14 protein-coding genes are annotated in these 24,714 nt (G+C 46.1%); all 14 read right to left on the bottom strand.

Annotation, left to right across the window (positions count from 1 at the left end; genetic code table 11):
- Positions 1 to 3: 3 nt before the first annotated feature.
- Complete coding sequence (locus tag ABDD95_RS04215; protein WP_345950654.1) at positions 4 to 1,089, bottom strand: Gfo/Idh/MocA family oxidoreductase; 1,086 nt, start codon at positions 1,087 to 1,089, stop codon at positions 4 to 6.
- 24 nt (positions 1,090 to 1,113) lie between these two features.
- On the bottom strand, positions 1,114 to 3,669 hold the full coding sequence (locus ABDD95_RS04210) for an L-rhamnose mutarotase (protein WP_345950653.1): 2,556 nt from the start codon (positions 3,667 to 3,669) through the stop codon (positions 1,114 to 1,116).
- Between the two features lie 120 nt (positions 3,670 to 3,789).
- The gene (locus ABDD95_RS04205) at positions 3,790 to 4,698 is read right to left on the bottom strand and encodes a sugar phosphate isomerase/epimerase family protein (RefSeq protein WP_345950652.1); all 909 of its coding nucleotides are present in this window, start codon (positions 4,696 to 4,698) and stop codon (positions 3,790 to 3,792) included.
- A gap of 184 nt (positions 4,699 to 4,882) precedes the next feature.
- Complete coding sequence (locus ABDD95_RS04200) at positions 4,883 to 6,286, bottom strand: acetylxylan esterase (protein ID WP_345950651.1); 1,404 nt, start codon at positions 6,284 to 6,286, stop codon at positions 4,883 to 4,885.
- Between the two features lie 127 nt (positions 6,287 to 6,413).
- Entirely contained in the window at positions 6,414 to 7,565 is a 1,152-nt protein-coding gene (locus tag ABDD95_RS04195) for a sialidase family protein (RefSeq protein WP_345950650.1), read from the bottom strand.
- An 11-nt stretch (positions 7,566 to 7,576) separates the two neighbouring features.
- Positions 7,577 to 8,308 (bottom strand): DUF3826 domain-containing protein, encoded by a 732-nt coding sequence (locus tag ABDD95_RS04190; protein WP_345950649.1) that lies wholly within the window; start codon positions 8,306 to 8,308, stop codon positions 7,577 to 7,579.
- Between the two features lie 37 nt (positions 8,309 to 8,345).
- Positions 8,346 to 11,105, bottom strand: a complete 2,760-nt coding sequence (locus ABDD95_RS04185) for a family 78 glycoside hydrolase catalytic domain (RefSeq protein ID WP_345950648.1) — start codon at positions 11,103 to 11,105, stop codon at positions 8,346 to 8,348.
- Complete coding sequence (locus ABDD95_RS04180; protein WP_345950647.1) at positions 11,102 to 13,888, bottom strand: glycoside hydrolase family 2 TIM barrel-domain containing protein; 2,787 nt, start codon at positions 13,886 to 13,888, stop codon at positions 11,102 to 11,104. Before ABDD95_RS04180 ends, ABDD95_RS04185 begins: the two co-directional genes overlap by 4 nt.
- Positions 13,889 to 13,897: 9 nt before the next feature.
- Positions 13,898 to 15,337, bottom strand: a complete 1,440-nt coding sequence (locus tag ABDD95_RS04175; protein WP_345950646.1) for a sialate O-acetylesterase — start codon at positions 15,335 to 15,337, stop codon at positions 13,898 to 13,900.
- The gene (locus tag ABDD95_RS04170) at positions 15,337 to 17,187 is read right to left on the bottom strand and encodes a six-hairpin glycosidase (RefSeq protein WP_345950645.1); all 1,851 of its coding nucleotides are present in this window, start codon (positions 17,185 to 17,187) and stop codon (positions 15,337 to 15,339) included. The genes ABDD95_RS04175 and ABDD95_RS04170 overlap by 1 nt, the downstream gene beginning before the upstream one ends.
- Before the next feature lie 19 nt (positions 17,188 to 17,206).
- The gene (locus ABDD95_RS04165; RefSeq protein WP_345950644.1) at positions 17,207 to 18,193 is read right to left on the bottom strand and encodes a glycoside hydrolase family 43 protein; all 987 of its coding nucleotides are present in this window, start codon (positions 18,191 to 18,193) and stop codon (positions 17,207 to 17,209) included.
- Between the two features lie 63 nt (positions 18,194 to 18,256).
- On the bottom strand, positions 18,257 to 19,654 hold the full coding sequence (locus tag ABDD95_RS04160) for a glycoside hydrolase family 140 protein (RefSeq protein ID WP_345950643.1): 1,398 nt from the start codon (positions 19,652 to 19,654) through the stop codon (positions 18,257 to 18,259).
- Between the two features lie 4 nt (positions 19,655 to 19,658).
- Positions 19,659 to 22,817 (bottom strand): DUF6298 domain-containing protein, encoded by a 3,159-nt coding sequence (locus ABDD95_RS04155; RefSeq protein ID WP_345950642.1) that lies wholly within the window; start codon positions 22,815 to 22,817, stop codon positions 19,659 to 19,661.
- Complete coding sequence (locus ABDD95_RS04150) at positions 22,801 to 24,423, bottom strand: polysaccharide lyase (protein WP_345952093.1); 1,623 nt, start codon at positions 24,421 to 24,423, stop codon at positions 22,801 to 22,803. The genes ABDD95_RS04155 and ABDD95_RS04150 overlap by 17 nt, the downstream gene beginning before the upstream one ends.
- Positions 24,424 to 24,714 lie beyond the last annotated feature (291 nt).

The following is a 24,714-nucleotide window of genomic DNA, read 5'->3' as shown; positions in this document are numbered from 1 at the left end:
TGGTTAGGCTTTAAGTGTTTCAGCAGTGATATTATATTCGGCCAGTATATCGGCCACCTTTACAGGCGCGCCGGTTTTTAGAGTGCGATCCATAGCCTGTAGTAAGGCAACGGTGCCTATGCCCTCTTTTACGTCGGGGTATGGGGTTTGCTCGGTTTCTAAACAATCAGCCACATATTCCAGGTAATTCTGGTACTCGCCAGCGTGGTGGCTTTGCCCTTCAAACCGAAAGTAATGCTTCAAGGTTGCGTCACCCCAATGGATGATCTTTTCCTCACCTGTTTTATCGGTTACGGCATAGCGCAGCTCATGATAATCGGCTTGCGATGCACCTTCGGTGCCGCGCAGTATGGTGCTCATGCCGCTATCGCGCTGGGCAGGTTGTGTAGGACCGGTATAAGCACCACTTACACGGGCAATACGGCCATCCGTAGCCTTAAAAATAAAGTGCATCGTATCTTCATTTTTCAGTCCGGCTTTTTTACCGTTACTACTAATCATGCCGTACCCCATCACTTCTTCTACATTAGGCAGGTACCAGCGCACAAAGTCAACCGGGTGGCTCAATCCGCCATAAAGCCATTTAAAAGCCGGTTCAAGCGCCCAGGGCTTCTCTAAAAACCAGCGATGATCGGCATGATACTCGGCTTCAATGGTAATAAGATCGCCAATTAATCCGGCCTCGAAATCTTTACGTTGCCTTTTGGCAGGTTCAAAAAAACGTGAGCTTTGACCAACAAACACCTTTTTACCGGTTGATTCAGCCAAACTAATCAGTTCGTTAGCGTCTTTTAAATCATCAATAAACGGTTTGGTACACACCACGTGTTTACCTGCCAGCAGTGCCTGTTTTACATGTTCGGCATGCAAATGATCGGGCGTATAAATAGCAATCAGATCAATCTCCGCATCGTTCAGCATATCCTGGTATTCGGTGGTATAGCTGTGAAAATCGAACTCTTTAGCCCGATGCTTACATACGTCCTGGCTGCGGTCACATACCATTTTCAGTTCAAGCTTATCACTCCCTAATGCAGCCGACATGGTGCTACGCCCCTCTCCTAATCCTAATATTCCTATTTTTAACATTGTTGTTCCTTATTGCTGTTATTATTACTTAACCGGCTCCATAAAAACCCAAACCTTGCCTGGCTTGGTACCTGTAATACCTTCCTGATAATTTTTCATAATGGCGTTCCAGTCATCCACCCGAGGGTTATTTTCGGTAGTTTTCGGGTTTAGCTTATCCAGGCTTTCACCTTTGGGTATGCTGATGACCAGCATTAATTGCCTGCCATTTTTATAAACCAATAGTTGCTGAAAACTTGCCTTGCAAAAGCCTCTGCTTACTTCAGGCCACTTCTGGAATTGTGTAGCATGGTAATTAATATACTCCTGTTGTTTTTTAGAGTCATTCACCAAATTGGCAGTAAGGATAATGTTATCCCATTGATTAGCCACCGTGGCATCTTTACAGTGCTTTTTATTATTGAAAGTGTATACCTTATCGATATAGTTTTTTACCTCGGCATCCGGAAACGCTTTTTTAAGCAGCTCGCGAATTTTTTCGGCGCCTGGTATGTAACCAAACAGTACCAGCCTGTTTTTCCACTGGTAAACAGATGAAGCCGGTATGCCGTGGCGCATGCATATATCTCTCACCTTATCGGCATCTAAGCCGCCGTTGCTAGCCCCTACTACTTCAATTATCTGCGGTTCATCTGCATAAGCATCATAGCCTACATAATTAATGGTTGACGGCCTGCCTACAGCAGACTGGTATTTTAATAGCTGACGATAAGCCGGCTCCAGACCCGCATTGGCACGTATGGCTGCATCTACCTGCGGACCATTGTTCGTCCATTTATTATCGGGCCCGTTGGCATTTTGCAGAAACTTATCGGCAGGGCACCAGTTGTCTTTTACAGTAAACCCGGACGAGCCTTCGTCGCAGTACAAGTAAAACCAGTGATGCAGATCATGCGCATAAGGCACTTTGTATATGCTATCAACCATGTTTTGGCTAATAACTGAACCGGGCTGTGCTGATAGGGTATAAATGCCCGCTACATCGTACAAGTGCTTGCCATAATGATGTATCTTATTGGCAGTTATTTTGTTGCCGCTCATAACGTTACTGAGTTTACTCCATCCCCAGCCCATACTAATTCCAGAATACGAAACCTCGCTTATCTCGTTATGCGCAATGTTGATGTTTTTAACGTAGCCAGCGCCAATGCCCACACAGCCCCAATCCTCATTGGTTACATCGGTTACCAGGTTGTTTACTACTTGCTCGTTGGTACAAACTTCTCGTTCATCTTTGGGATTGTAGGGCAGGTGCACCTCAATTGCCTCGTCTGAAAAAATGCCCACCTGTATGCCCGTACCGCCAATGTCTTTGAATAGATTACCTTTTATCTCATTATTATGCGTGCCCCGCTGATAATCAAGCCCGGTAGAAGCCAGGTGCTCAAAACGGCAGCTCTCGAAACCGGTGTGATTAGCAAAAGCTACCTTAACGGCTGCCTCCGGACGACCAACCCAGGCCTGGTTTTCAAGCCCTTGTTTCTCCGGCGTACCGGCAATTTTCAACTTGTAGGCATCTATCATGTACATGCCGGCCTGGTGCGGCACATGCCCTTGCTGCGATGGGCGCAGCCAGGTAGCGTGCTCAAAACCAATGCCTTTTACATACACATTGCTCACAGGTCTGTCAATAGTACCGGCTATCGTTAACAAAGTTTCTAAAGCGGGAGCTACCACCCGTGCCTGGGGCATATCCTCCCCTGTACGTGGCCAATAATATAGTTTATTGGTTTTTAGGTCGGCATACCACTCACCCGGCTCATCTAAAAACTCAATGGCGTTAGTAAGGTAAAACGCCGAATTGCCGTTCATCTTATTGTCCTTATCAATAACTGCTTGCGGCCAGGGGTGTTCAAATTGTATACGACTTTCGGGTTGTTGAAAGGTAAGCTTGGTTTGCTTGCCTTGTACTGTAACGGTTTTTACCCGCAGATTGGCAATAGCCCACATCTGGTGAATCACCATTTCCATTTGCCCCGCATTGGCAGGCAATTTTACCGTTGGCGTAGGTATCCATATTTCTTGTTTAGCCTTATCCAGCGACAGGATTCGAGCCATTTGATTATCTCTGTCTGTTTCACGTGCACGAACAGCCTTGTGGCCGTTTATCCAGATTTGCCTGAATTGGAAGGGCTGGCCTTCAAATGCAGGCAAATCACTCACCCAAATTTTACCCTTAGCTGCTGCTGAAAGTCCGGAAACGGGAGTATTTAATTTTTTCCAACCTTTTATGGCAATGCCGCCATCCAGTACAGGTTGTTGGTTAGGTGCTGCTTCGATATAGGTAGGTGACTGCTCGGTGCCTGAATCTTCGGGGCGGATAAATACTGGTTCGGTAAGTCCATAAGTACCGCCTAACATTATAATATGGATACCGCCTTTAACCGATGCATCATCCAGCCGCCGCAGCTCACGTGCCTGACGCAAGGCCGCATGCAGTGTAGCTTTGGGCGCTACTTTAGTACCCGAGTTGCTATCGGCGCCTGTAGGCGATAAATAAATATCTGCAGCTTGTACGCTTACCGAAAGGCAGGCCATCGAAAGGATGCAGATTATTTGGCGTAAGGTTTTATCCATCATTTAATTTTAATCACTCAAGTTATTGCGACCATTATAGTGGCAATCTTTGCGTGCAATGCTGTTAACCGCTCAGAGAAGATTGCCACGTCATTATCGCTCCTCGCAATGACATAATTGTTTTTACTCTTGAAACACCGATTTCACAAAAGCCGTATTGGCACTGAAATTCCACTTTACGTTGCGAGGATCCTTCACATCGCGTGAGCGTTCTATCACTAGCCAGCCTTCCCACTTCATCTTATCCAGGGTTTTCTTAACTTTTTTCAGATCAACTTTAGGGTCATTCTGCAGCCATGCGCCGTCGGTGTTGGTGCAATGGATCTGGCAAATGCGTTTTTTTCCTAGTATCTTCAATTCTTCGTTCACATCGCGCCCATTATCCCAGGCATTAGAAAAATTGAAGTAACTTTTAATAGCCTTTGAGCCTACTTCATCCAGCAGCTTAGCTTCGTCGGTAGCATTCAGCGATGTTTCTATCCCAATAACCACCCCTACTTCTTCGGCTTTGGGCGCAATCAGTTTCAGGCGCTCTATCACAGCCGGACGAAGTTCAGGATTCTTGGTCAGGTCACTGTTTACGCCTAATGGCAAAAATGCCACTTTAACGTTCATGGCCTTCATGGTATCGATACAATCCTGCACCATGCGGTCCACCCCATCACGCTTGGCAAACGACTGGGCGAAAAAGCCGGTCATGGCCAGCGAGCATATTTCCAAGTTCAGTTCTTTAGCCTTATCTAAAAACTGCTGGCGTATTTCGGGCTGGGCCAGCTGGTTTTCGAACGTAGGGCGATTACCTAAACCTCCCATATCCACCTCTACCCCATCTGCGCCAATATCTTTAGCTAGCTGGAAGGCACCAAGCTTTTGCCTTTTTAAGATCATCAGATCAACCACAGCAACTTTATAACGCTGACCTTTAGCCATATTAGTAAACGTAGATGCCCAGCTGCTTTGCAACAGTGCAACACTTGCTGTTAACATAGCTCCCTGGGCAAGGAAATTACGCCTGGTTGATGTAGTTTTCATCGTTTTGTACGTTTCCGCTTTAATAAAAAGCTTTTTATTTTTGGTTTATATTGGCGTTCCTTACAGGCTGGGCTATCCGCTCATACGCTTGCAGGCGTTAGCCACCAGCCTTTATCCGCTATTCCTAACGCATTTATTTTTTCAACACTCCACGCCATTACGGCAAAAGAGGGTTTCGTTTAGCTTACTTGTTAAACAGTTTCTCTAACTGATCAAACCCGTGTATGGCATTGGCCGGCAGGTTTTCACCTTTAGGACCAAAAACGTATTGAGCCGGGTATTTTTCTATAGTAACTTTCGATTCGTCAACTTTACCGTCTGCACCTTTTACGGCGTTAAGGTTCAGGTTAAAATGCTTAGCTACAAAATCGTACATGGCTAAACGTTTTGATTTGCCGTAGTCATGTCCTTCTTTTGGAAAGTGGGCATTTTGCACCATCTCGGGTTTACCATAGTATCCGTATATTTTTTGCAGGTAAGGCAAATCGGTATCGGGCACATTGGCAGACCAGTCGCCACCATCTGATATCACCAGTTGCGGGCGTGGCGCAGCCATAGCAGCCAGTTCATCATTATTGGTGCCGCCACCGCACAAATGCACCGGTTGCCCGCTTTCGCAAGGACATCCACCCGAAAAATAGCTGGATAGCATTACCACAGGTACACTTAACTTAATACGGTCATCCAAAGCCGTAATCAACATAGTTTGGCTGCCGCCGCCTGATGCGCCAGTAATAGCAACACGGTTTGGATCAGCTTCTTTAAGCGTTAATAAATAATCCAGTATGCGGAAACTGTTTAACGCTTGTACCGTCATAGCCAAACTACGGCGGTGGTCTTCGCCCTTAAATTGCAGCAAAGATTCGCCCCAGGCAAACAGGTCATAACTAATAGCCATGGCACCCATACGAGCCAGCGTGGCATAACGGTATTGCCCGTCGGCACGGTAGCGGCCATCGCCAAAGTGCCCGTCTGGGCAAAGTACAACCGGTATTTTACCTTTAATTTTTAAAGGCTTATATAACGACCCGCTTACATAAACGCCGGGTAATGTTTCAATAGCAATATTCTCGATGGTATAGCCATCCATTACCCGTTTATTGGTAATGATAGGTTTTGATTTAGGCCGGGCGGGCATGGGCGATAACTGCAAAGCCTGCAACATGCAGGGGCGCAAATCGTACTTCCGTTTCTCCCAGCTGGTTTTGTCGTTATAACGTGATGAAAGGTAAGCCAGCTTTTCTCGTCCTTCCTCAACTGTTATGCGCGAGTATTCATAATATTTTAGCTTGAAAGCATTGTGGCCTTCCTCATTTACCTTCATATCCAGCGGTGCCAATACCGAAGCGAGTGTTGCTGCAGCTGTGGTTTTGTAGCGCCAGTCGGCATAGGGTACGAAGCGGTCTTTCACCATATCTTCCGAGTACTTGATCTTTACATGAAAACGATCCTGAATTTCGGTAAGCACCTGCTTCAGGGGTTTCTTGTACTCGTTATCGGAATTGTTGGTTTGGGCATAGGAAGCGCTCACACTGAATATCACTATCCAAAGTAATCCTGCCACGCACTTTTTAAGTATTTTTTTCAATGTTATTTTATATTAATACGTTCATTACAGGGAACGAAGCAATCTCCATATACAAGGCTATTGACCAAGCTTGAGGAGATCGCCACGTTGTTATCGCTCCTTGCAACAACATTGGTATAGTTTAGCTTTATAAATCCTTACTATCCGCTTTTATCTCCGGCAACGTATAACCGGCTACCTTAGGCCACTCACCATTTTTAATCTCAACCAGTTTCAACTTTTTAGGATCCACTGCCACGTGCTTAATACGCAGGCGACGCCAGGTGTACACAAAGTGCACCATACCATCGCTGCTTTGTATAACCGACGGATAGGAATATTGGCTGATGGGTGAATCTTCTAAGATTAAAGCTGCATACCAGGTTTTGCCGTTTTTGCTTACTGCTACATTCAGTGGTGTGCGCGGACCTTTGGCTAATGTTCCGGGTGGCAGCACGTGGTTATAAACCAATAACTGGCGGCCATCCTTTAACGTCACCGCGTCGGTACCCGAATTATTATTCGGCAAATTGGTTTTAGCCAGCGGCGACCAGGTCATACCCTGATCTGATGACCAGGACTCCAGCACCGCACGGTTACGGCTACGGGCCAGTATTTGCAAGCGGCCATCTTTATGTTTTAAAATGCTTGGCTGTATAGCTTCTAAAGAATCAGGCCCTTTAGCAACTGTTACTTTTTTCCAGGTTTTGCCAAAATCTGGAGTTATCTCAAAATGTACGCGCCAGCCGCCTTTACCTTCCGTACTGGTTGGGCAAATTAAATTTTTACCTACTAATACCGGCTTGTTTTTAATAGGACCTAAATACCCTTCGGGTAAAGCCTTTTGTCCCGACCAGGTCATACCACCATCTTTAGAAGTTTTAAAATACCCTTTCCAGGTGGATGGGCTGGGGCCAATTTTGTAAAACAGCATCAGCTCGCCGCCCGGTATCTGGTATAATACGGGGTTCCAGGTTGGATAGCGTAACGTATCGTTTTGTATGCCGTTGGCTACATTTACCCCTTCGGTCCATTTACCCTTAACCAGGCGGCTTACCCAAATACAAACATCGGGGTTACGCTCTTTGGTACCACCAAACCAGGCAGCTACCAAGCCTTTAGGCGTTTCAACAACGGTTGATGAATGGCACTCTTTGTAAGGCGCTTTCTCATAAATAAACTCATCGTTAACGATGCCGCTACGCCAGGGGTTACTTATAGTTTGGGCGCTACCTATTCCTGCCATGGCAGAAAACAACAGTGCTATAATTCCTTTTTTTGCAATTGAGGTGTACTTCATTTTGGTAGTATTTATTGGGCAGGTTTACCCTCAGCAGCCGCTTTAGCAGCCGCCTTTTTAGCCTTAACCGCATCGGTATAGGCTTTAAACATATCGTGCCAGTTACGGCCGTGGGTATTCAGGTATTGCTCGTTATAGGTTTTGTATATCTCAAATATGGCCGATATCTGGGTCATGTTCTTAAAGTCAACTGCTTGTTCGCGGGCTTTTTTCAGGTTATCGGTCAGTACCTTTTCCTCCTGCTCCGTCAGATTTGGAACAATGCTCTTGTAGCCATTTAAGGTAAATGCTACCTTGCCAATGGTGTACTTATCCAGTATCGCTTCTACCTGCGGCTCAGTAAGGTTTTGGCGCAGGCCGCTCATCAGGTTCTCATGCACCGATTTGGGCATGGCCGAAATGGCGATGATCTGCCTGTCCATGGTGCTTAATGGCTTGCCAGTATAAGGGTTGATACCTGCCGGAACGGTAGTATACGGATGATCGTTGTTCCAGTCGCGTATGGTTTTAAGATGTGTAGCTATAACCTCTTTCAACGCGGTTTCTTTTTTGGTGTCGTTTAGGGTTAATGCTGCAACCCATTCTGCCGCTTTTTTATTGGAGTCTTCGTCAGACTTGGCGCGCTGTTCGGCAGTCATGGCGGGTTTGGCATCGGCCGCAGATGTACCCTGCTGGGCATAAGCATTTACGGTAAAAAGCAATGCTGCCGCTCCGCTGATGAATAATGGTTTAAAGCTTTTCATAATTGGTTATTGAAATTTCTTCTCTTAATAAACTTGACTATAAATCCGATTTAAAGCTGTAAGTACCTGAACCGGCCTCAAATACTGCCATACCTGCATCCATTTTCACAAACTTTAATCCATCAGCCTCTGCAGCTTTTTTTCCGCCCTCAGTTACCGCATCAACCGATTTTGCGGGAATAGAAATCAAAGCTGTTGCGTTTGCCGGAACGGTAATATTCCAATCGAAATTATTACCTTTTTTCCACTCGCTTTTTACCAGGCCGTACGGCGTTTTGTAAGATGCATTAACGAAACTTAAACCATCGGTAAGCATTGGTTTCATAACCACCTGTTTAAAGCCAGGTTGGTTAATACCTGCTTTAATAGCCGCCAGATTTTGGTAGTACCATACTATCAAATCGCCCAGCAGCATCACATGGTTGCCCGAATTCATGCTAGGGTTAGCCGTATCGCCGTTCCACAACTCCCATATGGTGGTAGCACCGCGCTCGGCCATGTAGCCCCAGCTGGGGTAATCTTTATTAGTAGCAATTTTATAAGCGAGGTCGGGACGGCCGTACTCGGTTAGTCCGCGCATGAGCCATTGCGTACCAATAACACCGGTGGCTATATGGCTGTTATCGGTAGTGGTTACCCGTTTAACAATGTTGGCAAATACGGCCTTGCGGTTAGCAACAGGCGTAATATCAAAATATAAAGGCAGCAGGTTGGCTGTTACGGTGCCATTGTCATACTGCTGCGTTTGTGCATTATAAAATTTAGCGTTAAAGGCATCAGCAATCTTTACTGATAACGCCGAAAACGCTTGCGCATCCTGTGGTTTGTTCAGCAGCTTTGCGAATCGCTTCATCAGGAACAGCATGCGGTGGTAGTAGGCTGTTGCAATCAACTGACCGTTTGTGGTACGGGTGCTATCCTTAGCGTGAATTAATTCTGGCGATTCGGGCGGTACACACCAGTCGCCGTACTTGTCTTTAGTAAGGATGTAATCTTTCATGTATTTGCCCTGCATGTAACTGAGCCATTTTTTCATGGAGGCATAGTGCTTCTCTGCCGGGCGCAGGTCGCCGTATTGCTTGTACAGCATATCGGCAATCAAGATATAGGTGCCGGGCCAGGTCATGTTATCACTGTAGTAGTTCCAGTAAGCCGGGGCTACGTCAGGGATGGCACCTTCAGGTGTTTGCGCTTCCTCAATATCATCCAGCCATTTGGAGTATAGCTTATGGTTATCAAAAATAAAGCTCTCGCCCAATGAACCGGTAGCGCGGTCGCCCAGCCACGGCATACGCTCGTTGCGTTGCGGACAATCAACCGGCATGCCTTTGTAATTACCAGCCACGCCCCACCAGGTATTTTTATAGACCTGGTTAATTATATCGTTTGATGTTTCGAAACTTCCAATAGTAGCCAGCGCATCATATACCACATCACCTGTAAAATCACTCTCTTTAGGTTTGCCCGGATAACCGGTAACTTCTACATATCTAAAACCATGATACACAAACACTGGGTGCCAGGTTTCTTCGGTGCTGCCCTTTAAAGTGTAAACGTCGGTCACCTTTGCGTCGCGCAAGTTGGCTATGTACAGGCTTCCGTCTTTTTGCAGTGTTTCGGCAAAGCGGAGCGTTACTTTATCACCGCGTTTGCCCTTTACTTTAAACTTGATCCAGCCGGTCATGTTCTGGCCCATATCCATAATATAGGTGCCCGATTTTAACTCGTTCAGCTTTTTTGGTTTAAGCGTTTGCATCACCTTAATAGGTTCGCTCATTTGGGCTACCAGTTTACCGGTAGGCACCGGCGTAAGTTGTGGCTTTAGCCATTTAGTATCATTATAGCCTGCTTTATTCCAGCCTCCCAATTCTTTGGTGGCATCATATTCTTCGCCATCATATTCGTTATTGGTGCGTATAGGGCCATCGGCAGTCATGCGCCAGGTTTGGTCGCTTACTACCAGTTGGTGATGACCGTCCTGATACTCAATATCCAGTTGCAACAGCATTTTTGGAAAGCCGAACTCCTTTATCTTTTTAGGCTTGTACTTAGGACGCATAGTAAAATACCGCCCGTTGCCTAATACGGTTGCAACAGCATTCTTACCTGGCTTTACCTCAGCTGTAACATCATAAGTGGTGTACTGTACCGATTTGTTATAATCGGTAGGCATTTGTGCCAATACCTGGTTACCAATGTATTTGCCATTGATATATAACTCATAATGCCCAAGGCCAGAGATATAAGCCGTTGCCCGTTTCACCTTCGTTGCCGAAGCAAACTCCTTACGGAAATACCGGGCCGATAAACGTGAAAACTTAGAAACGCTATCCCATGCAAACCCTTTTTCATATCCTATCCATTTGGCTTTCCAGTTGGCAGGCAGCAATAAACCCATGCTCCATTTAGCCGGGCTGCTCCAGGCACTTTCGCCGTTGTTGGTGTACACTTTCACCTTCCAATAACAGGCAGTACCACTTTTAAGGGCCTTGCCTTTGTAGGTAACCATGATCGATTCATTGGAGGCCGTTTTGCCCGAAGTCCACAAATCACCCTGGTTGGCGGCCAGCTTAGCCTGAGTGGATGCCACTAGAACTTCATAAGCCATTTGCTGAACGTTACGGCCACTACTTTGTATTTGCCAGCTTAAGCGCGGCTGGGTTACATCGATACCTTGTGGGTTTACCAGCATCTCTGTACGCAAATTTTGCAGTTGGATATCGGCTGCAAAGGTAGAGGCGCTCATGAGGCACAAGCCAATAAGCATACCCATATATATTTTTAAAGTCCTTCTCATCTTCCTGAAAAATCAAAATAGAGGTTCAATTCTTTGGCCCGTTTAGGCTCCTTCTCGTAATCGTAAAAAATGTGTTTCATGCCCATCGGCCCGGTATCTTCGGCTCCCAGTGTTTTGTTACCTATAGCGCCTATGCCCTGCATAAACGATATATCGCCCGACGGGAATTTAACCACATAGTTATGCCACTGGTCGTCTCTTGCCGTTGGGGTGAACAGGCGCAAAAACGTATCCTCGTCCTCGGCCACAACCGTAAACGGCTGACCTGTGGTTATAAATTTACACCAGTACAAATTTGCATGATAGCCTTTAAATTCAGGATATACCCAGCTTTCGCCGGTCTCAGTATCATTGTAATCTTTTTTCCATACACCCAGCTGAGTACCCTTCATGCGGTTTTTCCAAACCCGGTACGGTCCACTACCCATGTACTCTACAGACTTTATTTGCTTTTCGGGGAAGGAAAAGTTTACACCTACAAAATTGGTGAAGTAGTCGCCGGGAAAATAGCGTACTTTCATCTTTACCCAGCCCGATGGGTAAATGGTCCACTGTAGGGTATTATAGCTGGCCTTACGGTCGTAAGTAGATTCAATAACCAAGTTCCTGCCATCCATTTTCTGCGTAAAACCTTTAAAGTTAGTTAAGCCTTCTTGCAGGATAGGCCCGTTTGTGAATGGAATGGCACCCTTAGCATTTTCGACGGCCCGAAGCATACCATTATTTTTGCTAAAACTCAGCTTAATTCCATTAGCCGTAACACGGTAAAGCGAATCGGCCTCTGTTACAATAACCTCACCTTTGGCATCTTTTACCACCAGTTTACGGGCCGCTCTTTCCGGACGGGTAATTGGCCAGCTCCAGGTAAACAGTTCGCGATTGTGGTTGTCGGTTACGGTGATGTATAAAAAGTCGTAGCCTTTATAATCGGAGGGCAGATTAAGCTTAAGTTCGCCTTTCTCGAATGGTTTGATGTTAGGTGAAGTAATAGCAAAACTTTGCTCGGCGGCTTTAGCCTTGCCATAAGTATCTGCAACCCGCACCAATTTACCGGTAAAGCTGCACTGGTTAAGGTTTGTAAAGTTATAGCGGTTCTCCAGCTCAAAAGTACCGTCAAATCCCGAAGCTATTTCGCGGCGCTCGAAATGCACCGGCGACCATACCTCTTTTACTGTGAAAAAACTGCCTTCTTTTTCATGATACGGGCCCACAATACCATCGGCACCATGGTCTTTATCAGTATCAATAGCGCCGTTCTTATCGGTACGCACTACGCCCTGGTCTGCAAAATCCCACAAGAAGCCGCCGGCCGACAGCGGGTTGTGCCACATGGCTTCCCAATAATCTTGTATGCCTGCGCCATGTCCACCATCATACATACCATGTAAAAATTCGGTAGGCATAACAATGCTGTGGCCGTTATCATAATTGCCTATGCCATAGTTAAAATCGCGGTAGTGCTGGGTATCAAACCCACCAAAATCTTCCCAGGCATGTATAACCGGGCGGTGCTGTATATCCAGTTTTCGAAATAGTGGATCGAGCTCATAGTTATGACCACCTTCGTTACCATTAATCCAAAATACAACCGACGGATGATTTTCATCATGCTGCAGCAACGCTTGCGTTAGCCTGGTACCGGTAGGCGTATCATAATGGCCGTGCCAGCCGGCCAGTTCATCCATTACAAACAAGCCCAGCGAGTCGCATACATCCAAAAAATGATCATCTGGCGGGTAATGCGACATACGCACAGCATTCAGATTTAAATCCTTCATCAGGTTTACATCGGCTATGCTGCGCGCTTTGCTCAATGCCCTGCCCGTTGTTGGCCAAAACGAGTGACGGTTAATGCCTTTAAATTTAATTTTGCTTCCGTTTACATAAACACCATCACGTTGTTTTACTTCAATGGTTCTGAACCCAAAGCGCTTAGTGAGTGTATGTATTACCTTGCCATTTTGCGTGAGGTTGAACACTACTTTATATAGGTTGGGAGCCTCGGGCGACCATAGCTTAAGGCTCTCAAATTTGCTTTGCATATGTACCAGCGTATCTGTTGCGTTCAGCTTTATAGATGCACCTACTGGTTGGCCGGTTATGGTATAAACTTGTGCGGATACCAAACTGTTAGCCAATACATTTTTCAAATATATATCGGCCTTAAAATCTCCGCTGGCCTGTGCATCCAGTGAAGCACGACTAATATGCTGTACTGGCAATGCCTCCAGATATACCGGGCGGAATATGCCGCCAAATATCCAGAAATCGCCTTTACGCTCGGCTTCGTTTACCGATTGATTGGCCGAGTGCTTGGCTACAGTAGCTTCGAGTAAATTTTCGCCGTTATAATTTATTAGCAGGCTGATGTCATACTTAAAGGCGTAGTACGAACCCTGATAAACAGGGCCGGCCGACTTACCATTGATTTTAACCTCGGTATCAGTCATGGCGCCTTCAAATACAATTTGTATGGTTTTACCTTTAAAAGATGCCGGTACTTTAAACCTGTACTTGTACTGTCCTACTTCTTTACCGCGGGCCGTATCTTTAGCCCAACCGTAATTGTATTTACCAAAACCCTGTAGCTCCCAATTAGAGGGAACCGGAATAGTAGTCCATTTACCTGAATTGCGCCCGGCTGAGCAGTAAAATTGCCATTTAACCGTATGATCACTACCGGTACCGGACAGATACATTTTTTGCGTTTGCTGGGCATGGGCATTTAACCCGGTTGAAAACAGCAGGCAAAAAAATAGTATACGCAGGTAGATAGTTTTCATTAAAAACACTTAATTATTTGGATTAAAATTCAGCGGATTATCAGTACGAAATGGTGCAGCGGGCAACCCGGCTTTGTTGTAAAAGTTAGGTTGAGCAGCTTCATCCCAAGCAAAACGTACGGCAACCGGCTTTTTAACAGACGGTGCCGAAAGCAGTAACTGATTGTCCTTAATCATTACATTGGCAGGCACAAACTTATTATCGGCACCCGCAATTGTAAAATGTGTTAGCGGCTTACCGTCCTGGCTAATCAGGCCACCACCTAAATGGGTAAAGCTTAAAATGGCCTGGTCGCGGTCTACTTTCATGTTGCTAAACACTGGACCTAAATACTCAGCTTTTGAAGCATATGTTTTACCTAAGGCAACCAACGCCAGCCTCCGACCCACTTCCCACTTAAATGGTGGATGAATGTTTTTTACGTTATCATTTAAATCGGTAGTAATGATCATACCTGTGTTTGGTATTTTCAGCACTTGCTCCTGCGCTTCTCTAAACTCAGGCAGTGTTTCTGTAGTAAACTTTTTGTCTTGCGAGTTGAGGAAGGGTGCCAACTGCACATAATAAAAAGGCATGGCTGCATTCTGGAACACTTTACGCCAGCTCTCCATTAGCGCCTTCATTTTGTAAATATAGCTGGTGGTTTCGCCCACATTGCTTTCGCCCTGGTACCATAGTACACCTTTAATTGCATAAGGCGCCAAGGTCTTAATCATGGAGTAATAAAACTTACCATGATCGGCAGGTACTTTTATGGTTTTAAAGTAGGGCTCTTTATCGTACGCGGTGGTATCTATCCAAGGCTCAATACGGCTGCCGCTTACTGCTGATGAGATTACACCAACGGGCACTTTTAACTCCTGTTGCAACTTTTTAGCAAAGAAATACCCTACCGCCGAAAAATTACGCAAGGCTGAATCCTGCGCTATGCTCCAGCCACTATGAGTTGAATCGGGTTTCACCTGACGTTTGCGGTCTACCAGAAAAATGCGGATAGCCGGGTTATGCGCCCGTTCTAACTCATCAATAGGCGATGCAGCCGTGCTGGTATCGGGCCTGGCCACTTTGCTGTTCTTGCGCATTTCATACTGCATGTTGCTTTGGCCCGAGCATAGCCATACCTCTCCTACCAATACATCAGTAAGCGTAATTTTATTTGTGCCGGTTATGATCAGGCTCTCGCCTTTTGCCGATGCTGGCATGGCGCTTAACAGAACTTTCCAATTGCCATCAGCACCGGCAACGGTAGTTTTGAGTTGCTTGCCGAATTTAACCGTAACCTTTTCGCCAGCTGCGGCTGTGCCCCATATGGGTACCGGTCGGTTACGCTGTAAAACCATACCATTGCCTAAAATATTGGGCAGCACCACTTGGGCTTTGCTGCTTAGCGGTTTTAACTCGCAAATAGCCAGTGCAAAAAGAGCGATATGGAAACTACGTTTCAACATTAATAAGGCTTTGTAGTAAACGATTTGATATAGAATGCGGCCTGTTTAACCGGTTCGCCAGCTTTAGGCAAGTCGTAACTCTGGTCTGTTGGGGTATCGGCATCCGGGAAACGGCGTACATCACCCGTGCGGAATACTACGCGGCTGATGCTGTTAACAGGCGCAAAAAACAACGACGGAGAGAGGTCTTTACCATTTACATTCACATAGTAGAAACGGGTATCTACATTAAACTTCAGCTTAATGGTGTAGGCCTTACCAGCCTCGTATTTCATAAAGTTTTTATAGCGGTACCCTGCCTTTGCCCGGAAGTTGCCCGTTGAGTCGAAACTTAGGCGGATAGCCGCCTGGCCTTTCTCATCCTGAAACTCGATATCGAGCATACCGGTATTGTTTTGCGCCGGTGTAACGGTAAACTCTGTTTCCAGCTTTTTAGATACTGGTACCACCCGCTCAGCCTTGGCATAGTCAAAACGGTCCCCATCTTTCAGCGAAAGGCTTTTGGTACCGTCAGGCGCTTTTTCGATACCCACAGGCGACCATTGCGGACTAAAGGTGTTCCATTTATCCAGTTCATGGCCAGCAGGTAACTTGTTAAAATCTTCATTAGCATGTTCGGAAACCGTACTGGCAATCGGCACCGGAATAAATGAAACCCAGATATCTTCCTTATTCATGCTATAGGTTACCCACATTTTACCATCGGGCGGGGTTCCGTTACCTTCAATAATACCACGCACATACTGCGGACCGTATGATTTGTAGTTACCGCCGTAACGCATGGTAGAAATTTCGCCGTTCACTACCAGCAGGTTTTTATAATCTAACCCATCATCACTTACCGATAAGGCCAGCGGCCATCTAAATTCGGATGGATTGTACACCGTAGCATACTTACCATCGCTGGTACGCTGCCCCCATATTTTGGCGGTAGCGTTTACAAAGCGCGGTGCACGTGCAGCATTCTGTGGCCATGTTTTACCATTATCGGTACTAATGGCGGTTAAGGCATTTTTCCATAAGCCAACTACACGGCCATCAGGCAGGTGATAATAGTTGAATGCCTTGTACTCTTTATGTAATGGAATAAGCGGGTCTTTACGGTCGGTTTCTTCTACCCATTGCATCATCATGAGCGGGTTAGCCATCAGCTCATCACAAGCCTGTACAAAACCTTTGTCTTTGCTTTTTTTATAGAAAGGGTATGACGTGTTGCTCTCATTCCATTTAGGATTGTAATGTATAAAATAGATAGGGCCATATTTACCATTAGGCAACACCTCGCGTACCACGCGGCCAATACCCAGGCCATCATTTGGATCGTCGTGCGCATCCAGCACAATACCATAAAAGCCCAGTACCAGCAAGCGGTTCAATTTGGAGGTATAAAAACCCATACGCTGGTGCATCACCGACATTAAATCTTTAGCAACGCCCGGGTTACCGGGTTTGGTAGTACCATCGGGTATTTTGTACTGTGGAAAAACAACTGTTGGTTTAGACCAGGTATTGCCATCCTTAGAGGTAATTACTAACGTTTGGCCTGGTGGCACACTCTCGCCCACTTTATCGCTCAGGTACTCTACATAAAAAGTATTTTTCCAGTAAGCCAGCATGGGTGCGTGATTATAGGTAAACCCAAAGCCCTCGGCCTGCTCGGGGTGTTCGCGGTTGGCCCTGAATATTTGCTGACTATGTACACCTACCACCGGCGTTAGCTGGCCATGATGGTAATCAACATTAACCACCGTATTACCGCTATAGTGTACCGTATCCTGCGCATAAGTAATGGTTGCCACACTTATAGCAGTAACTACAGTTAACAAATATTTAAATTTCAATATCTTCATAGGTTTTATAATGCCTGCATTACTGCTGGCCTATCTCTTTCTTAATATTATTTAACGTTTTTTTACTTGCTTTAAATATAGTGCCGTGCTTGTGGCCTTCGGGTACTTTTACCTGGTTTGATATATCGGTAAATGTTTTAAAGTCGGTGGTTTGCATAGCGCCGTAACGTTTCAGGCGATAAGAATCATAGTAAATGAGCCATTTATCGCCTGCCTTGGTCGCATTAGGGCCTTCAGAAAACAATTCAGTAAAACGCTTTGAGTAGTCATGGTATGGCCCTAAGGGGTTATTGGCAAAAGCCACCAATATATTACGGTTAGGCCGCGTGTTATCTTTCATCACCAGTACATAATCCTGATGGCCTCTCTTTAAAATTTGCGCATCAATTACACTGAAGCCTGGATCAAGGAAAAGCTTGGCTGGCGTGAAGGTTTTAAAATCTGTTGTGGCAGTATAGTAAAGGCGGTGGTTGTTATTCTCATCCTCCTGCCCTTTGGGAAAGCGGAAAGGGATGGTTGATGCCCATACAATGATAAAGCGCTTAGCTTCATCGTCATAAAATATTTCCGGCGCCCACACATTAACGGTAGTCGGCTCATTAGCCATAATATTAATATGCTGCTGTGCCGACCAATGAATCAAATCTTTAGAGCTGGCATAGCCGAAACCTTGATCGGCCTTCCAGCCGGTAGTCCACACCAAATGAAAGGTACCATCCGGCCCCTTAGCAATGGAAGGATCGCGCATTATTTTGGCATCACCAACCTCTGGCTTGATAAAAACATGGTTTAAGTCGGTCCAGTTGTAAGCATCGGTGCTGTACAGCAAACGCAAACCTGCCGAGGCCGGCTCATTAAATGACGTGAACATATACACGTCTTTTTTGGATGCGCATGATGTGATGAGCATTAAGCTGCCCAGCAACCAAACAAGCTTTATCGTCTTAAACGATAGTAAGAGATCTTTCGGAACGGACGGACTTTTCGCTTTAAGAAGATTCTTCAAATATGCGCGAAATGACAGTCCACTTTTTGAATTCAAACTTTTCATCAGACCTATCTCCTTCCCTTAAACTACATCCAGTATCAGCACCCAATCGTTGCCGTAAGCGGGCTGGCCGGGCGGATTAAAGTTCATGGTAGCCGTTTTGGTTTGCGTGCCCGCCAGGGTGGTTTGCCCGGTGCGAGGGTTGAACCAAGAAGCTTTTATTTTAGCGCCTTTTAACTTAGCAGTATTCACCGCTATGTTTTTACCTGTATAAGTGTATACCATAGCGTAGTTGCTGCCACGGGTAGCCAGCAAGTAATTATAGCGTGTGCCTTGTTTACCTGCAATCAAAGACTGATCGGGTACACGGTCGAAATACGAGCGCGAAAGCATCAGTTTTTTCACATACTGCATTTGCAGCGCACCCGGATCGTTAATGGATTGGTACCAGTATTCCTTGGAGCCGTAAGCACTGCCTTTATCAGTAGGCTTATGCATTTGCATTACATCATTATTGCCATACGTGTAACCGCAAGCACCTGCAAATACCGACCAGTAGGCATAGCGACGAACATCGGCAGCTTTCCAACGCGGCAGTTTAACGTTATGTAAACCGTAAGGTATTTTTTCGTACGATGGCTCGGCATCCAGCGTAGGCTTAACTGGCGTTTTGTTGTAATCAACTTTTACGTATTTCCAGTTATCCTCGCCATACTTTAAGTCTTTGGCAGAGGTATCTTGTGCATAAGTACGGTGGCCAGATTGGAAGCAATTAAAGTCCAGCCAGTTTTCGTTATGAAACCAGGTGGATGATTGCGTACGGCCACGGGGGTGATAAGTGATCAGTTTGTCGGGATTACCGGTGCGCAGGGTGCTGCCAATGGTGTTCCATACCTGTGTTGAATCGCTGCCGGCAATATCGCCGCCATTCATCCAAATTACGTTGCTTCGGTTTTTATAACGTTCGGCCAAAAAATCAGCATAAACTTTAGCATTAGCCGAATTAACATGACCGGTTTTTGATTTGACAACCGATCCCCAAACAGGTACCAAAGCCATGTACAAACCCTTTTCGGCTGCACGGTCTACAATCCAGTCTACATGGTCCCAATAATCGTATTCTGTAGTATTAGCCGGATTACTGCCCTGGGTAATTTTAGGCTTGGTAATGTTGGCCGAAACTAAAGCCGAATCGCCGTAAATGTTCACTTCATTAATGTCGTGAATAACCATTACTTGTATTACGTTATATCCTTGCTTGCGGCGGGCTTCCAGGTACTTTTCTGCCTCATCACGATTGAGTTTAGAGAACAGCAGCCAGCCTGTATCACCCAGCCAAAAGAACGGCTTTTCGTTATCGGTAGTGAAATAGCGTTTGTTAGATGATACTTTAAGCTGGGGCAGTTGTGCAGGCTCTTTCACTATAAAAGCAAAGCCTATAACCGCCAAAAATAATATGCAGATGATTTTTTTTGACATAACTTTAAATACGTTTTAACCACAATACCGCAGCGCCGTTAGCCGGGCTTTGCAAACCGACAAGTTTAGCGCCTTTCATTTGCTTAGGTGCCGATAAGTTATTGCCTGTTCTGGGATCTATCCAATTAACCTGGTAATTGGCATTTGCATCCGTTGCAACCGGAGCTACAGCTCCGGTATTGCTGTAAATAATAAAACCTTTAGCCGGATTGCCCAGTGCCCATTGATCCTTAGGATTGCCGGTTAGCTCTAAGGCTTTCATACCTATAGCATCGGCCAACAGCTGCTGATTAACACCTGCAGGTAAATTTGGTAATGAACCACCGGCTATAAAAGCAGCCCAACCAAATTTATCGAAGCTATCGCCCGAGTAGATGACTGCCTTTTCGGGATACTTTTGTCGGTACTCTTTTACTGCACGGTAAACCTGCTCGAACGATGTTGCCTTGGGCTTTAGTAAACGGGCATGCTGACGAGGCGCAAGGTTCAGGCCGCCAGCAGGTGCATAAGCGCTGCCATCGGCCTGATAGTGCCAGTAACGGATATCGATCACATCAATAGCTGAGGAACGGACAGGATCGGCCAGGATAGCGTCTTGCACGTCTTTAGTAGTGCTTAAGCCAATAATGGCCTTCTTGCCTTTTTCTTTCTCCCACTGTTGTATGGTTTCTACCCAAAACTGAACAAAGTGCAGCGGACCGGTAAACTCAGCGCCAATCATTTGTATGACGCCGTTGTTGCCGGTAAAATTATCAAGGTTTTGGCGGATGAAAGCCTGATGCAGCTTGCGGCGTACCGGATGGTTTACATCGTAAAACTGCTCAGACATAAACACACGTTTATCACCTGCGTAAGGTACTGGCTCAGGGAAACCGGTATTGTTAATATTGTTAACAGGTCGCCAAGGGAAATCGGCATAATGGGCACCGGCCTCAATAATATTATGCTGAAAATAATTTTGGTTTATAAGTACCAAGCCCTTTTGATCGGCCAGGGTGGCAAACTGTTTCAGGCGGCTCCAGTACCACTTATTGTATTGCGTAATATCGTACTTGCTCAGGCCATCCCATGCGGTTTCTTTACCGCTACGGGCAAAGGGTAATTCATAAAAGGGAGCCCAAACATCGCCATCTATACGGCGTATGCGCTCGTGGTCGTCGCGGCGGCGTTCATACCACAAAGCGTAGTTTTGTTCAAAACCTATCAGGTGCTGCTTTTGCATCCAGTTAGCAACTTCGTTCAAATCATCAGTCAAACCGGTGCCTGTACGGCCAGGTACCCAACGGGTAAGAGCTGGCTTTGCTCCTTTTTTAAGATACACCGGATCGATAGAACCATTCCACCAGGGGGCATCCATGCGCATGCCACTCAGTACCGAATTTCCTCTAACTAACCAGCCATTACTTACCTGCATTACTCCTGCCATAGCTGGGGCAACAGGTTGTTTATAACCAATTTGGTCTATAGTTTTTACACCTTGTGCATTAACCGGTATAGCGTAGCGCTGCGGTACCTGGTCAATCCAATCGCTAATAGTTACTGCAGGTTTTACCGAATTAGCCGTGAGCTGAGCAGCTACCTTTACAGATGGACTGCTCGATGCCTCGGTCTCAATGTCTAAAATATCGGCTTGTTTGCTGATATCCCGTTCTAAACGCTGTTTTAGCTGCGTGTAGTAAAAGCTGCGCGGACTAAGCGTATTATTTGAATCGCCCCAGTAGCCATCGCCTGCAAATTGTGCCCAGGTACCAAATGCCCAGTTTTGAGCGCCTGGTGGCTGGTAGCAATCTACACGTGCTGCACTACAATTCCAGAAAAGGCTGTTTGCGGCATTCCAGCCGGCACCTTGACCATCCTGGCCGCGATTCATTAAACTTAAGGCCTGTCCATCTATATTCATCACATCATATAGCACGCCCGAAGCCCAGCTATCAATTGGACCGCTAAAACTGTACGGCTGCAAAGCCTGGCATTGCACAAATGCTGTTGGTCCGGGCGCACAATAGCCCACAGCAAAATCATGAAAGCCCTGCTCGGCGTATAAACGCTGAAACAAGGTTTGCCCGCCCATGGTCCAAAATGTATTGCGGCGATAGCCACCTATTTCTGAAACCGGAGCTAGTGATTTACAATCCTGAACAGTGATACGATTGCCGCTTTCGAGCACAAACACGGCCGAACCGGCAAAATGCTCAAAAGTTACCTGCCGTACCCAGGCATCGCGCACATTTTCGAGCGTAATGGCCATCCATCGGTGGGCCTCATCTTTAGGATTAGCTGCGTTATAAGCAGATTGCAGGCGTAGGTTTTCGACACCAATATTTTCAATTCGGCCAGCCCAGGCGTAATGACTTACCAGACCACCACCATAAGCAGAGTCAAGCGCTGTTGTTAACGGCGCATCAACAGTAATGGTGTTACCGTTTACAGCAGTTACTTTTCTGTCCCAAACAATATCACGCTCGCCCGGCTTCCAGCCCAGGGTGGTAATGCCGCCACCAAAGTGATCAGTTTTAAGAAAGTCAATCCAGTTCTTGGTGCTTGGCCTGCGAATGAGTATCTCATCACCTGCTTTAAACTTACCCGATGCTACCTTTAAAGACGTTGCATTAACCGGTACATAGGCTTCGGTAATTTTCAGCGTATCGCTTACCATGCGGTTGCCTTGCCCGGCTACCCGAATAAAAGTTTCACGATCGGTACCTGCCGCAATAAGTGTTGTGCCGCCATTCCTCATGCCACTGCCACGCAGCACCACGCCCGATGCATTTATTTTTAAGCTACCGCCTACCTCGTATGTTCCTTTACTAAGTAACACAGCTCCCCTAAAACCATCCTTACCAATGGGTAGCGATGCTACATAATCCAGTGCAGCTTGTATACGCAAAGTAGCGTCACCTGCTTTTACGGGCACCACTACTTTAACAGCCACATCGGGTATGGCCTGCTCTGAGGCTTTATAGCCGGCGTACGAATAATCGGGTATGCGATCTCCTTTGGCATCAACCGCATAAACAAGTTTGCCGCTCTTGTCAGCGGCTACTGGTGGTTGGGGCTTAGCTTTAGGCGGCGCCTTTTGGCTCCATGCGGGCGCATGTATAAACATGCACCCTAACATGCAACCAACCAAAAATCTTATGTTCTTGTTAAAACTTACTGTCATTTAAATTATTTAGCTGATGCTGTGCTCTTTCGCCTTTTTTAGCTAACTCATTTAAGTATACTTCGATGTTGCTGTAACCTCCGCCATTTTTAGCAAGGGCTGGTGAATCTGCCGCATTTTTAGGATTTAACCCATGCGCTGTTTCCCAGGCATCAGGTAAACCATCGTTATCACTGTCTTTATAAGGCGTACCTTTATAATCAGGATAACCACCTACCTGGCTTGGATCAGTTATGATTCCAATCTTGTACGAGTCAATTGGCAGGCGGCGATGTTTAAATTGTGTATCAGGCAGTTTAACGCCTTCTTTGTATTCAATTTTACCGGTAGCCACTTGTTTGATAATGCGCGCATCCACAGCATCACGCACGGGTAGGGTTGCACCTGCATTGGTTAACACGAATTGGCGGGCAGCATGAGCTGACGATATTTTAACAGCCGGCATAGGGAAAGGCTTGTTCCATTTCATGTAATCGGTATACTGACCGGCGTCGGCCATCTCTTTACCGCCCTCACCTTCTACCTGAACGCCGCCAGCCCAGTTATCAGCAGTAATTTTAGGATAGCCTTCCATTACGTTACCATTCACATAAGCCATACCAAATACACGCTCTTTTAATTTAGAACGGCCTGATTCGGGTTTCAAAATACGGTGACCAACCGGCTCGTTTTTAGGCGTGGCCGGGCCTGGTTGAAAATAATTGTTGATGATGTTAAATTTAGCTGTGTAATCGCCGCCATCCATTGAGCGGTGTACCCAGTTAAATACTACGTTGTTTACAAAGTTGTAAATGCCGTTCCAGCCAATTGATGGGTTACGGCCGGTATTATCGGCCCATAAGTTGCGTACAAGCAAGCTATTTTCGCCACCGGTAGTACTGCCAAAAGCATGGTTCCAGGTATCTAACGATTCTGAGTAGATACAGTTGGAAATGGTTACGTTAACCGTACCCAGCTTTTCTTCTTTTGAGCCATCGCCCGGATCGAACATGTGACGGTAGATGGACATATTTTCATCCAATCCCCAGCTGGTTGAACAATGGTCGATAATGATATTACCTACCGGGTTGCCGCCTAGCGAATCATCACGGCGGCCCACATTCGTTTCGCCACGGCGGAAACGCATATAGCGCAGCACTACATCGTGCGTGTTAATCCAAACTGATTCGCCTGCCACACAGATACCACTGCCCGGGGCCGACTGGCCTTCGATAGTAATATATGGTGCCCGGATGATGAGCGGGCTTTTAATGCGGATGATACCTGAAACGTTAAAAACGATTATACGTGCACCACCCTGCTCACATGCCCAGCGCAAAGTGCCGGGGCCGCTATCGGCCAGGCTGGTTACCACATATACCTTACCACCACGACCGCCAAATGAGTGTGCACCGCCACCTTCTGCTCCTGGGAAAGCCAGTAGATCTGCCTGCGGTAAATCATTTGGACGCGCAGCCCATGGAATATAAGGTTTGCCATGGCGCATATCATAATCAACAGCTGTGTAAGCAATCTTCCAGGCCGAGTCTGACTTGCGTGTTGCCTCCTTCATCATGGCATTGCTGGCGGCGGCAACATCGGCCGGAATTTGAGGGTATTGGGCCATCACTGGTTTGGCAAAAAATGCAGCCGAACACAGCGATAGCAGGAAAAAGCTTTTTCTCATTATATAGCGGTTTTAAATATGTACTTAATCGTGTTTCTAATTAGTAAGCCTCAAGCAGACTACCAATTAAAACAAGTTACAAATACAGTAAAGGAAACTTAGGTAATTCTTGGTTTCTAAAATTTAACTATTTCAAATATGCACTGTACGGCTTGGCATTTTATATAAAATCTTAACAAACTCTTGTAACATATTAGCATAACCACTTCTCAAGTGTTTAAAGGCTAATGA

It is taken from the genome of Mucilaginibacter sp. PAMB04274 (assembly GCF_039634385.2).
Lineage (GTDB): Bacteria > Bacteroidota > Bacteroidia > Sphingobacteriales > Sphingobacteriaceae > Mucilaginibacter.
This window is presented reverse-complemented; position numbering and strand designations above follow the sequence as displayed.